At 50.0% G+C, this 12,856-nt stretch carries 11 protein-coding genes and 2 pseudogenes; 7 read left to right on the top strand and 6 right to left on the bottom strand.

The window, feature by feature from the left end; translation table 11 throughout:
* Positions 1 to 50 precede the first annotated feature (50 nt).
* On the bottom strand, positions 51 to 245 hold the full coding sequence (locus tag FOI68_RS24240; protein WP_370512120.1) for a hypothetical protein: 195 nt from the start codon (positions 243 to 245) through the stop codon (positions 51 to 53).
* A 184-nt stretch (positions 246 to 429) separates the two neighbouring features.
* A complete protein-coding gene (locus FOI68_RS10535; RefSeq protein WP_143863147.1) occupies positions 430 to 1,083 on the bottom strand; it encodes a YigZ family protein in 654 nt (217 codons plus the stop codon).
* Positions 1,084 to 1,363: 280 nt separating this feature from the next.
* Between FOI68_RS10535 and FOI68_RS10530 the strand changes: the two genes are divergently transcribed.
* The 4 genes from FOI68_RS10530 to FOI68_RS10515 all read left to right on the top strand — a co-directional run bounded on the left by FOI68_RS10530 (position 1,364) and on the right by FOI68_RS10515 (position 9,361).
* On the top strand, positions 1,364 to 2,578 hold the full coding sequence (locus tag FOI68_RS10530) for a TolC family protein (protein WP_143863145.1): 1,215 nt from the start codon (positions 1,364 to 1,366) through the stop codon (positions 2,576 to 2,578).
* Positions 2,579 to 3,018: 440 nt separating this feature from the next.
* Entirely contained in the window at positions 3,019 to 6,195 is a 3,177-nt protein-coding gene (locus FOI68_RS10525) for an S-layer homology domain-containing protein (RefSeq protein ID WP_143863143.1), read from the top strand.
* Positions 6,196 to 6,396: 201 nt separating this feature from the next.
* Positions 6,397 to 8,910 (top strand): Ig-like domain-containing protein, encoded by a 2,514-nt coding sequence (locus FOI68_RS10520; protein ID WP_143863141.1) that lies wholly within the window; start codon positions 6,397 to 6,399, stop codon positions 8,908 to 8,910.
* A complete protein-coding gene (locus FOI68_RS10515; RefSeq protein ID WP_143863139.1) occupies positions 8,882 to 9,361 on the top strand; it encodes a hypothetical protein in 480 nt (159 codons plus the stop codon). The genes FOI68_RS10520 and FOI68_RS10515 overlap by 29 nt, the downstream gene beginning before the upstream one ends.
* Before the next feature lie 109 nt (positions 9,362 to 9,470).
* On the opposite strand, the gene FOI68_RS10510 is transcribed toward FOI68_RS10515, so the two are convergent.
* The 4 genes and pseudogenes from FOI68_RS10510 to FOI68_RS10495 form a co-directional block, all read right to left on the bottom strand.
* Complete coding sequence (locus FOI68_RS10510) at positions 9,471 to 10,151, bottom strand: helix-turn-helix domain-containing protein (protein WP_143863137.1); 681 nt, start codon at positions 10,149 to 10,151, stop codon at positions 9,471 to 9,473.
* Between the two features lie 18 nt (positions 10,152 to 10,169).
* Entirely contained in the window at positions 10,170 to 11,015 is an 846-nt protein-coding gene (gene xerA, locus FOI68_RS10505; RefSeq protein ID WP_255433440.1) for a site-specific tyrosine recombinase/integron integrase, read from the bottom strand.
* A gap of 103 nt (positions 11,016 to 11,118) precedes the next feature.
* Positions 11,119 to 11,325 (bottom strand): annotated as a pseudogene (locus FOI68_RS10500) (ATP-binding protein); the annotation flags it as partial.
* Positions 11,326 to 11,389: 64 nt separating this feature from the next.
* Positions 11,390 to 11,516 (bottom strand): annotated as a pseudogene (locus FOI68_RS10495) (BRO-N domain-containing protein); the annotation flags it as partial.
* Between the two features lie 28 nt (positions 11,517 to 11,544).
* Between FOI68_RS10495 and FOI68_RS24355 the strand changes: the two are divergent.
* The 3 genes from FOI68_RS24355 to FOI68_RS10485 are packed head-to-tail and all read left to right on the top strand — an operon-like array spanning position 11,545 to position 12,559.
* Positions 11,545 to 11,721 carry a DUF6906 family protein gene (locus FOI68_RS24355; protein ID WP_483296166.1) on the top strand — a complete coding sequence of 59 codons (177 nt, stop codon included), beginning with the start codon at positions 11,545 to 11,547 and terminating at the stop codon, positions 11,719 to 11,721.
* A 3-nt stretch (positions 11,722 to 11,724) separates the two neighbouring features.
* Positions 11,725 to 12,042, top strand: a complete 318-nt coding sequence (locus FOI68_RS10490) for a hypothetical protein (RefSeq protein ID WP_143863133.1) — start codon at positions 11,725 to 11,727, stop codon at positions 12,040 to 12,042.
* Complete coding sequence (locus FOI68_RS10485) at positions 12,032 to 12,559, top strand: Holliday junction resolvase RecU (protein ID WP_370512119.1); 528 nt, start codon at positions 12,032 to 12,034, stop codon at positions 12,557 to 12,559. The genes FOI68_RS10490 and FOI68_RS10485 overlap by 11 nt, the downstream gene beginning before the upstream one ends.
* The last annotated feature ends 297 nt before the right edge of the window (positions 12,560 to 12,856 follow it).

Raw genomic sequence — 12,856 nt, 5'->3', positions numbered from 1 at the left:
CCGTTTGTCAACCTGTTCGAATCGCTTGTCAATCTGTTCGAACCGCTTGTCTACCTGCTCAAATCGCTTGTCAATCTGTTCAAAGCGTTCGTCAATCTGCTCAAACCGTTTGTCAATTTGTTCGAACCGTTCGTCAATCTGCTCAAACCGTTTGTCAATTTGTTCGAACCGTTCGTCAATCTGCTCAAACCGCTTGTCAATTTGTTCGAACCGCTCGTCAATCTGCTCAAACCGCCTGTCCACATCCTGAAACCGCTTGTCGATCGCCCGAAACCCCTGCTCCATCCGCTCGGCAACAGCATCCAGCTTGTCAAACAGCTCGTCCAGCGTTTTCCCCACCGCGCTCCCCGCCTTTACGAATTGTTGGTTTCTTGCTTCCCTCTCATCGTAGACAATGTCAGTGCGGCACACAAGCTTTTTTGATTCGGGTTAGTCGTCGCTGCCAACGGCCTCCACCGGCACTTCCACGTACTCGTTTTCCCCCAACACAATGTCGGCCTGTCCGTTGGTCAAATCGGTCATCCGTTCCACAAAGGCGTCCTGGTCCCCTTCCGGAATCAGCAGATGAACCGTTACCCTGTCCGTGTAGTCGGTGGCGGTGACCCGGTGCTGGCCGAGGCGCAGTTCGTTTTCCACCTTGCCCCACCAGTGATAGTCGACGGTAACCGATACCTGCTGGTGCAGGGTGTGGACGACGATGCCCGCAGCCTTGAGCGCCGTGACGCAGCCGGCCGTGTAGGCGCGCACCAGGCCGCCCGCCCCCAGCTTGATCCCGCCGAAATAACGGGTGACCACGACCACGGTGTCCTTGACGCCGTTCTTTTTGATGCACTCCAGAATCGGCTTGCCGGCCGTGCCGCTCGGCTCTCCGTCGTCGCTGGAGCGCTGAATCTGGTCGTTTTCGCCGATGACAAAGGCGGAACAGTTGTGCGTCGCGTCCCAGTGCTTCTTTTTAATCATGGCGATAAACGCGGCCGCCTCTTCTTCCGTTGTGACGCGTTGGGCATATCCGATAAACCGGGAACGCTCGATGACGATTTCGCCTTCACCGTACCCGGCGACTGTTTTGTACTGCCGCAGCATCTTACACATCACCTCAAGGGTTAGCATAGCACGTTCCCGCGCGCTTCGCGAATGGTGAAATTTTTTCGCCGCTCATTCGTACTAACACGGGACAGTTTTCATGTGCTAACGGGAAGAGCGGAGGTGTATACATGGTAAAGTGTGAATTGTAAGGGGAAAAAACTGGATGCGGAATATTCTTCGTGTACGAAACATTCAACTATGATATAGTGATCTTGGGACAAACTGAAAGATTCCGTACTGTCGGAACCGACAATAAAGCGAAAAGGAGTGTAGAACCATGAACTTTCCATATTCGCCGAAGAAATGGCTGACCATCTCGCTGGCTGCGATTGTAGCTACGTCGATCGGCGCAGGGGCCATGGCCCAGTCCTCCAACGACGGGACAGCGTCTCAGACGACAAATCAGACACAGACACAGACACAAACCACTCCATCGAACCAGACCGATAAAGCCGACACAACCACTCAACCAACCGCGCAAGATGCCGCAGAGGAACTGACGCTGGAAAAAGCAGTGGAACAGGCGCTGAAGACGAATCCCAAGCTGCAGCAGGCCCGCCTGGATGAGAAAAACGCGAGCGTCAACGCCGAGCTTACATACGATACGGTGGCGGAGATCCCGTCCGAATTCGTCCGTTCGCTGGACGCCGCCAAGCAAAAATACGTGTCCAGCGCGCAGGCGAAAATGACGGAAAAGCTGAACAAGCTGGCGGTACAGACAACGGAAAACCAGATCAAGCTGGGCGCTCAACAATTGTATTACGCCCTGCTGCATGCACAAGCTGACCTGGAGTTGAAGAAACAAAGCCTGGAGCGCGCCCAGACCCAGCTCAAAGTGGCCAAAGCTCATTTTGACGTTGGCACCAAGGCGAAAACGGACATCCTGCAGGCGGAGATGGGCGTAGCTGGCGCACAGGCAGCGCTGGCGGCGGCGGAAAACAACGTGGAGATCGCCCGCATGAAGTTGAACGAATTCCTCGGGGTGGATTTGAACAAGAAATGGAAGCTGTCCAACGACAACAAACAGGTGGCCGCCCCGTCGATGACACTGCAGCAGGCACAGGAGAAGGCGCTGCAGCAGCGTATCGAAATCACGCAAAAGCAGGAAGAATTAAATCTGGCCGAACTGAATGTAAAGCTGATCGAGGAGTATTCCGCGCTGTCCACTTACCCGGGCAAGATCGCCCGCAACAACGTGGAAAAGGCAAAACTGGCGATCGAGGAACAGAAGCGCACCATCTCCCGCGAAGTGGCGGAAGCCTACTACAGCCTGAATGCGGCGAAGCTGGGCATCGAATTCAAGAAAAAGGCGAAGGAAGCGGCGGCGGAGAGCTATCGCCTGACCAGCCTGCGCTATGAAAACGGTCTGGCGACCACGCTGGAAGTCATTCAGGCCGAAGAAGCACTCGCCGATCAGGAAAACCAGTACGAACAGGCCGTGCGCGACTACAACCTGGCTGTCGTGAACTTCGAGACAGCTACAGGAAAGTAAGTGTAGAGTTGTAAACTTCCCGGACAAATTGGAAAAAGATTCATGGGTGACAGTCCGTCCGACCTGCCCTATAATACGAGTTGTGGCGGATGTCACCACATACATAACCAGTGAGGAAAACGGCCACAAAAATTTTTAAAAACTTTTTCGGAGGCACCGCAACTTTTTCAAATCTGAGGCGTTTAATAGGATGTCACACGAAAAACGGGGAATTGTGTAAAAAAGATTCACGAATTCTAGCAACTGTGTTACACTAGGGATTGCCGCATTTACACAATACTGAATATACTAGAGATTTATTCGGGCAAAAAAGTCAATGCAGTCCTGCGAAAGGAGGTGACACGCGCTTGCAGGATTCGGGCTTTAAACAGAAAGATAGATCGAAAACAAATATTCCCCAAGAACAATTTGTTTATTCCAGAGGAGGAGAACCCAAGGTTATGAAAAAGGTTGTTAACAGCGTACTGGCAAGTGCACTCGCACTTACTGTAGCACCGATGGCATTCGCTGCCGAGGAAACAAACAACACCGAAGCTCCTAAAATGGATGCGGATCTTCAGAAAGTAGTAGGACGCCTGGCAGCACTGAACCTGGTTGCTGGTTACGGCAACGGTGACTTCGGTGTAGACCGTACCATCAACCGCGCTGAGTTCGCTACCCTGATGGTTCGTCTGAAAAACATGACGGAAGGTGCAAAACTGGCTCAATTCCAGTCCAACTTCACTGACGTGAAACCGAGCGACTGGTTTGCGGGCTTCGTTAACGTAGCATCCGGTCAAGAAATCGTAAAAGGTTACCCGGACAAGACCTTCCGTCCTGCTAACAACGTTACTTACGCGGAAGCCGTAACCATGATCGTTCGCGTTCTGGGTTACGAGCCGGCTGTTAAAGGCGTATGGCCGAACAACATGATCGCAGAAGCTGCCAAGCTGAACATTGCGAAAAACATCTCTGCTCCGAACAACGCGGCTACTCGCGGCGACATCTTCAAAATGATGGACAACGCGCTCCGCGTGAAACTGATGGAGCAAGTTGAGTTCGGTACCGACATCCGCTTTGAAGTGAAAGACGATACGCTGCTGACCAAGTACCTGGACGTTGACGTATACGACATGGAGTGGGCTCGCGACAGCAAAGGCGAACTGCCGATCGTATCCAACGTACCGGTAATCGGTCTGGGTTCGATGAAAGCCAACGAAATCACCCTGAGCGGCAAAGACGCCGGCATGGGCACCAAAGGCACCACGTTCAAAGTGGCTGACGGCATCAACCCGAACGAGTACGCTGGTCAACACGTACAAGTGTGGATCAAGGACGACAAGGAAAACACCGTTGTGTGGATGGAAGGTTCCGAGGACGAAGAAGTGGTTATGGACCGTCTGGGTACCTTCTACCTGAACGACAAGTCCAAGTTCAATGTGGATGACATCAGCAAATCCTCCGATCTGAGCGATCTGGAAATCGAACTGGACGGCAGCGGCAAAACCTATCGTTTCACCGAAGATACCAAAGTTACCTTCAACTTCCAGCCGTATGACAGCAACGTAAAAGGTATCAAGGAAATCATCAAGGCGAACGATGGTTACACCTTCTCCGCCAAAGTCGTTCTGGACAAGGACAACAAAATCAGCTACATCCACGTAATCGACGACCAAACGCTGAACCAAACCAAAGAAGGTTACAAATACGGTTCCGAAGTCATCAAGAAAATCGACGCCGAGAAGAAGCGTATCGAGAACCTGGATGGCGGCAACTTCACCGCGCTGAAAGACCTGGAAGAGGGCGTAGACTTCCTGGTATTCCGCGACAACAAACCGGCGAAACTGGCCGACCTGAAAGAAATGGACGTGTACAGCGTTTACTACGCAAGCGGCAACAAGAAGAAGCTGCTGGTATTCGCGAACAGCACGCAAGTTGAAGGTAAAGTGGAACGCGTAATCGTTCGCAACGACGGCGACAACCGTCTGGAAATCGACGGCAAGTCCTATCGTTTCCGTCCGGGCTCCACTTACTCCGACAACGCGAACAAAGATGTGAAAGAACTGAACTCCAGCAACTGGGATCTGGTTCGCGACCTGAAAGGCGAAGAAGTAAAACTGTACCTGGATGCATCCGGCCGTATCCGCCACATCGAAACCAAGGACAGCGTGGACGATCGCCGCTTCAAAGCTATCCTGACCCGCAAAGCCGAGTACGATAAAGGCAAATACGAATTCGGCATCATCACCGAAAAAGGCAAAGAGCTGGATATCGCAATCAAACCGGAAGACGTGTACCGTGCAGACGGCAAAACGTACGAAAACAATCCGGATGACATCGAAAAAGACTTCATCCCGGATAAAGAAGACATCCTGCTGCTGGAAGTAACGCTGGATTCCAAAGGCGATGCAGAGAAAGTCAAGGTTCTCCCGACCAAGCTGAAACACCTGCAAGACAAAGCTTGGAATGACGCTGCCGACGAAGATGATGAAACCATCAAGGATAAAGACGGTCTCTACACCGTTACTTCCGACACGGCCATCTTCGACATGACCGGCGAAATCACCGGCAAACGTTACGAGCTGAAAAATCCGGGCGTAGCGAAGTTTGCCGACATCGCTGACAAAAACGACCTGGATGTATACTATGCCGTAAATGAAGACGAAGAAGAAGTAGACGCAATCTTCGTTGTCGAAGGTAAAGGCCTGGGCAGCAAAACGCTCTACGGTCTGGTTACCCAACTGGGCGGCCGCAGCGACAACGACGAAATCGAGGTTATTACCAAAGACGGCGAAAGCGGTCAGGTAACGACCAAAACCTTCAAACTGGACGACGATCTCGAAGATCTGCTGGATCGCAACATCGACCGCGGCGACTTCATCGCGTTCAGCCTGAACTCCAGTGAAGAAGTCATCGTCAAGGATGTTGTCGAAGTAGTTGACGGTGCTCAAGACATCGATGTCGCAGACTTCTTCGGCGACGGCAAATACGCACCGGCAACTGAAGATGAGCTGGAAGAAGCATCTCTGCATGCTCTGACGGTTGCTCGCGTCGACAAGAAAGATGGCAGCAACAAGTTCTACTTCGAGTACAAAGATCAAGATGGTAAAACCCAAAAAGCTACCTTCACCCTGAACTCCAAAACTGCTTTCATCAACGCATATGATATGGAAGCAGGCGACGGCATCGACGAAGGCGACTACGTAATCCTCGTAGAAACCGACGACGATGGTAACGTATGGGATTACGTCATCAAAGTTTCTTCCGTAGATGACGCGAAGAGAGACTACGATGATGACGAGGTAGAAGAATACACCACGAACTTCTTCAAGCAGTTCGCTTCCGGTAAAGTTGGTCCTAATGATCCGATCGTCGACCTGATTGACGAAGATTCCGTAGACGTGGTTGTAACTCCGAAACTCGGCGGTATGCTGGCTGAGTACAAAGTAACCGGTAAAGCCGCAGCAGGCGCAACTGTGAAGGTGACAATCGGTACTCGTACCGGCGAAGCTACAGCAAATAGCAATGGTGACTTCGAAGTAACCGTACTGGGCAAACCTGGTGAGACTGAAGCAGTCATCGAAGCATCCAAAGACGGTAAATCCGAAGGACCTCACACCATTGAAATTACCGAGTAATTCGGATCCGCTTCACGTAATTACGGTTGATGGCATGGAATGACCAGGGGCAGAGGGATTCCCCTCTGCTCCCTGATTCAATGCCTGTTGATCGTACACAGATGCTCAGATAAGGAGAAACACACGCATCAGGATTACCAGCGTAGAGTGTTTCTCAATATATAAGACAAAAATTCCTATCAAAATCTGGAGGGGTAGTACGTGAATAAAAAGCTGGTGCTTTCTGTACTCTCGACAGCAGTAGTAGCTAGCATGGCCGCTTCCGCTATGGCTAAGCCGAACGCTGGTTTTTACGTTGGCGGCAATGTAGATAAATACTATTCCATCGATGCTTTCCTCAATCACCTGGATACGGCTCTGGATGAAATCATCGACAATCTCGACAGCACTACCTTTGTTGACGAGAATGGCAAAGCCGCACCGTTCCTGAGCGCTCTGAACGCACAAACGGAAGAAGAACTGAGCGCTGTTACGGAACCGGCTCGTCTGGATCACTTTGAAAATAATCCTTACACCATCGTAGATGGTACGGGTTCCTACAATCCTGAAGAGGATGAAGACCTGCTGGCTCCGGAACCTGGCGAGCTGAAAGTTGAGAGCGTAAGTGCTATTAACAGCATTACTGTTGATGTTAAATATGGAACTGCTGTAGACAAATCTACTGCAGAAAACACGGGTAACTATAGCATCACAGCTGTTGGTGGTGGCGCTCTGAACATCGCTTCTGCGAAATTGCAAGCAGATGGTGTAACAGTACGCCTTACGCTGGCACCTGGTACTGCATTGACAAAAGTAGCAACAAACTATACTGTATATGTTCATGATGTTCTGGACACTAATGGAGATGAAATCGAAGAGTTTTCTAAAGTAATCTCCTTGTCCGACACCGTACGCCCACAAGTGAAAGCTACTAGCTTTGTTGACACTAACACTTTCAAAGTGGAATTCACTGAGCCGGTAGACCTTACTAACCTTAACAATGCAGTTAAAGTGTACGATGGTTTGACACCAGTTTCTGTTTCTTTGACTCCAGATAACACTACTAACACTTCTTTCACTGTAGATGTAGCTGGTTTGGACAACAAAAAAGAATACAAACTGGTTGTTAACAGCCAAATCGTTGACTTTGCTGGAAATGCTATTACTCCAAACCCGTATGAAACTACCTTTAAACCGGCAGCTGATACTGTAGCTCCAGTTGTTGATAGCATCACTGCAGTTAACCGTACTTACTTCAAAGTTAAATTTAACGAAAAGATTAAGAATCAAGGTGCAGGAGTATACTTCAATGTTGCTATTGATGATACGAACGTAACTCCTGCTGCTGTAACACCTGTAACTGATTCCAATGACACTGAGTTCATTGTTCAGTTGTCCGGTGCTCAAACTAAAGGCTTGCACAAAGTAACAATTAAGAACTTCCAGGACGTAGCTGGTAACCCGAATCCGAAAACTGATTCCAGCTTTACTCAGTACATTGATTTCCAAGATGCAGCTCCGACATTTGCTACCACTACAGGGGCTCTGAAAAATATCGCTGGTACCAACTATATCGTGTTTAAGTTTGCTAACCCGATTGCGTCTAAGTCTATCTCCGGTGCTGTAGCTGCTCAACGTGTAACTGATGGTGTAACATTTGACACTACGATTCCTGCTGCAGCATTCGCAATCCAGTCTGGTGTTAGTGGACTTGCTGATGATGAACTTGCTATCGACATCACTGGCCTGAGCGCAGGTTCCTACACCTTGACTCTGCCAGCTGGCGCAGTTACAGACGTATACGGTGACACCAACGTAGCAACTAAAGTTACCTTCTCCGTAGGTGCTGCTAGTGCACAAACTCAAGTACTTGCTGCTACAGAACCAGCTGCGGGAGCTGCAATCAACGGTGACACTACAGGTGAAACTGTAGACCAAGTGATCGTGAAGTTCTCTGCAGAAGTAAGCGATAGCGCTAAAGATGTAAACAACTATACCGTTGAAGGACAACACGTATTTAAATCCGCTGAGTTCTATGGTGACAAGCAAACTGTTCGCTTGACCCTGAATGACGATGCGATTAAATACGATGGCAACTATGAATTTGCTATCAGCGGAATTAAGGACAAAAACGGTAAAGATGTTAAAGCGTACAGCAAGCTGATCAAGTTTGCTGAGAACGTGAAACCGTACATCGCGAAAGCAGAAGTAACTGGTCTGGAAGCAGTTAAAGTAACGTTCAACGAAGCGATTTCTGCTACTTCTCCAGCTTCCCTGGATGAGAACGATCTGAACGTATACGTAAACGGAACTAAGGTTGCGCTTGATTCTGCTTCCTTCTCCGGAAACACTGCTGTTATCGACCTGAAAGATGCACTGACCAGCACAACTGCTAAGGTTGAAGTTGAGACTGCCGCAGAGTTCGATGGTCATGACGCTAACCGTAACTTCGGTAAAACACTGCAAAAAGTTGAAGCAGTTTGGAAGATCGCTGACAACTCCGGAACAGGAGTAAGCGCTGATGATTCTGAAGTAACAGCTGGTGTAGCTCCTTCTGCTGGTACTGCCGAAGTGAATAAACTGACAGTTGATACTGCTCCATCTACTGGTGGTAACATTGATGTTACTTTCACTGATGGTGTAGTAAATGAAACGGTAACCGTGACTTTGGCCGGTACTGAGACTGTTGATGATGTAGCAACTGCCATTGCAAGATGCATTCAATGCACTGAATAGCGGTGCAGGTGTTGCTGGATACACCATTGAAGCTTCTGGTGCAGATGTAACATTTACAGCTGATACCGCCGCAGCTGACCAAGCTGTAACCATCAGTCTGACTGACACTGATACAACTGGTACTGCCGGAACTGCTTCCGAAGTAACAGCTGGTGTAGCTCCTAGTGCTGGCACACCTGAAGTTAACAAGTTGACTGTAACAGCTGGTGCAACTGCTGCTGGTACAAACACTGTTACTTTCACCGATGGTAGTGTAACTGCAACAGCAACTGTTACCTTGAACGGTACGGAAACTCCTGCACAAGTAGCAACTGCCATTGCAGATGCATTCAATGCACTGAACAGCGGTGCAGGTGTTGCTGGTTACACAATCACAGCTTCTAGCGCGGATGTAATTTTCACCGCAAATAGTGCAGCTGCTGATAAAACAGTTACTATTACGTTGAACTAAATTCTCAAAGTTGGTGCTAGTCTCCATTTGAGAATGTTCGAAAGGGTCTACCTCGAAAGAGGTGGGCTCTTTCTTTTCTCTATAAAATTAAGAGACCGAACGTGGACTCTTATCCCCCATACCTCTCCAAAAACTCCTCCACTGCCTTATTCACCACGTCTTTCACCGTGTAACCGGTATTGTTCACGAATCCCGTCAATCGTTCCGACAACTGCGCCTGAATCTGTACGGTTTTGGTTACAGCCGGCCCTCTGTACCGTTTCATATGTAGCGGTTGCGGTCGATCAGTGATCATATTCAGCAATTGGTCCTTGTTTTGAAGAATCTCCTTCAATGCTTCCACCAGCTCCGGCGGCAGGATGGGAGCCGCTGTAGCAGTGGAACTTTGATCCGTCTGATTCGGGAACGCGATGACGTTGCTTTCGTCATTTACTTGCAAAGGTTTGCTTGATTCTGTAAAGATATTTCCATTTCCAAGATGCTGTTCCTTGCTGGCCTGTAAATCATTACTTGCCGGTAAGGTCTGGCTATTTATTACACTTTTTTGCAAATTGCTTATAGTGGGGTCTAATAGTATGGGGGTTTCGGCTACATTCTCAGATGTTTCGCGCTTCGCCAAAGGATCAGGGACGTAGTTTTTGATCGTCCAATCCCAGCGGTAGCCATGCCGCCGCATGTAGCCGCTGACACCGCCTTTTCCTTTGTACCCCAGCAAATCGGCGATCTCTTCCGCTGAATGTCCTTCCCGAAACAATTCGATGATCACTTCCACACGTTCATTGGATTCCATATGTTTTTCCTCCTCATCCTACGATAATTTCTCCAATGCTTCCCGCAGATGGTCCGGGGTGGTGTGGGTGTAGATCGAGGTCGCCCGCGGCGAAGCATGGCCGAGCAGCTTCCCGATCCGCAGCAAGTCCACGCCGTGATCTTTATAGAGTGAAGTCGCAAAGGAATGGCGAAGGACGTGCGGCGTGACGTTTTTGGTAATCCCGGCTTCTTCGGCGATCTTATGAATCGTCAGGCGAATATAGCCGGGTGTCATTTTTGTCCCCATCTTCTTGGTGACAAAGAAATAGGGGGAGCTGACCTTGGGCCGCGCATTCTCCAGGTATTCTTGAAGAATCGGCGCCAGTTCCGGATGCAGCGGAATGATCCTGTATTTGTCTCCCTTTCCGTGCCATACGGTAATCGACGCTTCCTCAAAATTGACATCCTCAATCTTGAGGTTGGTCAGTTCGGAAATGCTCAGGCCGGTATATCGGAGAGTCTGGATGATGGTGTAGATTCGCTTCCCTTTGTCTTTGTCTTGATTAATGACGGACAAAAGCCGCTCGATTTCTTCTTTGGTCAGGTATTTGGGAATGCTCTCCGGCTTCTTGGGGGCCTGGAGGCGGTTGCTCGGGTTTTTCTGAATGTACTCCTCCCGTTCGAGGAACCGGAAGAAGGAGCGAAACGTCGCGATCATCCGAATGATGCTGTTGGTCTTGTAGTTTTTCTCCTCGGATAAGAAGCGAAGAAACGTGCGTAAATGATGCGTTTCGATTTCATCGACGAAGGGTTCTACCTTCCATTGGGAAAGGTAGTAGCGATGGAATTGAGATAAATCCTTCTCGTATCCTTTTATGGTTTCGCCGCTGCGATTCACCTCCACTTTCAAGTATGTGTCAAGATCAAAAGAAAGCTCCTCAAAAAAACAATCGAAAATTCCCCAGTAAGAGAATTATTATACGCCCCTTAGGGGGCGGAAACATGAACTACTCCTTCGGGTCTTCATGCCCTTCTGGTCGGAAGAACCCCGCCTTTTTCTTTTCCTTGATGCGGTAACTTTCCCCTTTGATATTGATTGTGGTGGAATGATGCAGGAAACGATCCAGGATGGCTGTGGCCAGTACAGAGTCCCCGAAGATCTCTCCCCACGAACCATACGACTTGTTGGAAGTCAGGATGATGGAGCCTGTCTCGTCAGCTTGAGGGATTGTATCAGCGCCTGGCGTTCGCTGAGGGGGACTACTTTGCTTTGATCGACAGCGTATGCCCCGGTCTTCCTGATCGCCGGTATAACCTCGTGAGTAATCCAGCGCTTGAAGGCTTTTGCCTCTGGTTTACGGCTGGTCAAGATGAGTGAGTACAGGCCCGGCTCGTTAACCAGCCAAACCTCCCTGTTTTGACCTGATACAAACATTGTTTGGAGCGATCATGAAGCAGCCAAAAAACGCCCGACACGGGCCCAGAAGAAAGTAATCGAGCAACACAAACTGAATCCAAGCAACTGGTTTGTTGAGAGGGACACTCCTGCAGAGATGGTCATCGTTCACCGGCAAACAGGCTCGGTGCGAGTGTTTCAGAAAGGAGCGTAGAGCGTGAGGTACACGATGGCGGAACAGGAGACCGTACTGGTCTATAACCGCGAGACTGACGTATGGACGGCATACTCTAACGTTCCGAAGCACATCCGGCGGCTGGCGTCCATCGTCGATATTCAACCGGTAGAGACCGGGGAGGACGGCGAGGTCGTGGCTGTACGGGCGGAATTGACCGAGAAACAGATTCGCTTCGCGGCGCCGCGGCAATTGACCGATGAACAACGCCAGGCACTACGGGAACGAGCGCAGCAAATGCGGTTAAAACGAGGAACAGGAGAAGGAGGGCCGGCAGAAGATCATGAGGATGAAAGTTAGCCAAGCCAACCGCGGCCAAGCCTTTGAGGACCTGCTGAACTTCACGAATCTTCAGTACGAGAAAGCCGGAATTGCGTTGATACACAAGCGGTCGACGCCTATGAAGCCATTGCGCCGGCAGGGCTTCCACTTCCTTGCGACTTTTGAGAAGAAGTCGACGGTCGATTACGACGGGGTTTACCGCGGCCAGGCCATCTACTTCGAGGCGAAGAGTACCAGGGAGGAAACCCGGTTCCCGTTGGACAATATCGAGCAGCACCAGATCGAACATCTGGAGAAAGCCGAGAAACAAGGGGCAGTCTGCTTCTTTCTGATCGAGTTTGCCAAGTCGCATGAAGTGCTTTTCGTACCACTATCGACCGTTCGGTACTACCTGCTGCATGCACAGAACGGCGGTCGGAAGAGTATCCCACGGGAACACTTCGACTACTACGCCTACGCCGTGGAGAAAACCAAACGGTCAGCCTTGGACTATCTGGTCCATGTGGACAAGCTGATCGGCGAAGGCGCGGCATAAAAGTGTCAGGGAGAGTGTGGAAGATGAGCAACCCACAATCAAAACGCAAACCAACGCCGTTCCCATTCATTCGGACGGAAGTATATAAGTGGATTCGGCAAAACAGCACGGCTGCAGGAGTGAACAACTACAAAGTCGGTGGTGGCCGACCGGCGTGGAACGGGAGGAAGTAGTCATGAAGAAATCGGAAATCGTACTCGGCGGTCATTACTCCAATGGCAAAGAAGGGCGCGGGCACTCGGTCCGAAAAGTGATAGACGAAGGACCGCAGTACAAACTCTACTCTGCAGTAACAGA

The organism is Brevibacillus sp. LEMMJ03 (assembly GCF_007197875.1).
Classification (GTDB): domain Bacteria; phylum Bacillota; class Bacilli; order Brevibacillales; family Brevibacillaceae; genus Brevibacillus; species Brevibacillus thermoruber.
This window is presented reverse-complemented; position numbering and strand designations above follow the sequence as displayed.

Coding starts and splice junctions, on each gene's coding strand:
- FOI68_RS24240 (WP_370512120.1), bottom strand. CDS start 245: ATGTGGACAGGCGGTTTGAGCAGATTGACGAGCGGTTCGAACAAATTG.
- FOI68_RS10535 (WP_143863147.1), bottom strand. CDS start 1,083: ATGCTGCGGCAGTACAAAACAGTCGCCGGGTACGGTGAAGGCGAAATC.
- FOI68_RS10530 (WP_143863145.1), top strand. CDS start 1,364: ATGAACTTTCCATATTCGCCGAAGAAATGGCTGACCATCTCGCTGGCT.
- FOI68_RS10525 (WP_143863143.1), top strand. CDS start 3,019: ATGAAAAAGGTTGTTAACAGCGTACTGGCAAGTGCACTCGCACTTACT.
- FOI68_RS10510 (WP_143863137.1), bottom strand. CDS start 10,151: ATGGAATCCAATGAACGTGTGGAAGTGATCATCGAATTGTTTCGGGAA.
- FOI68_RS10485 (WP_370512119.1), top strand. CDS start 12,032: ATGAAAGTTAGCCAAGCCAACCGCGGCCAAGCCTTTGAGGACCTGCTG.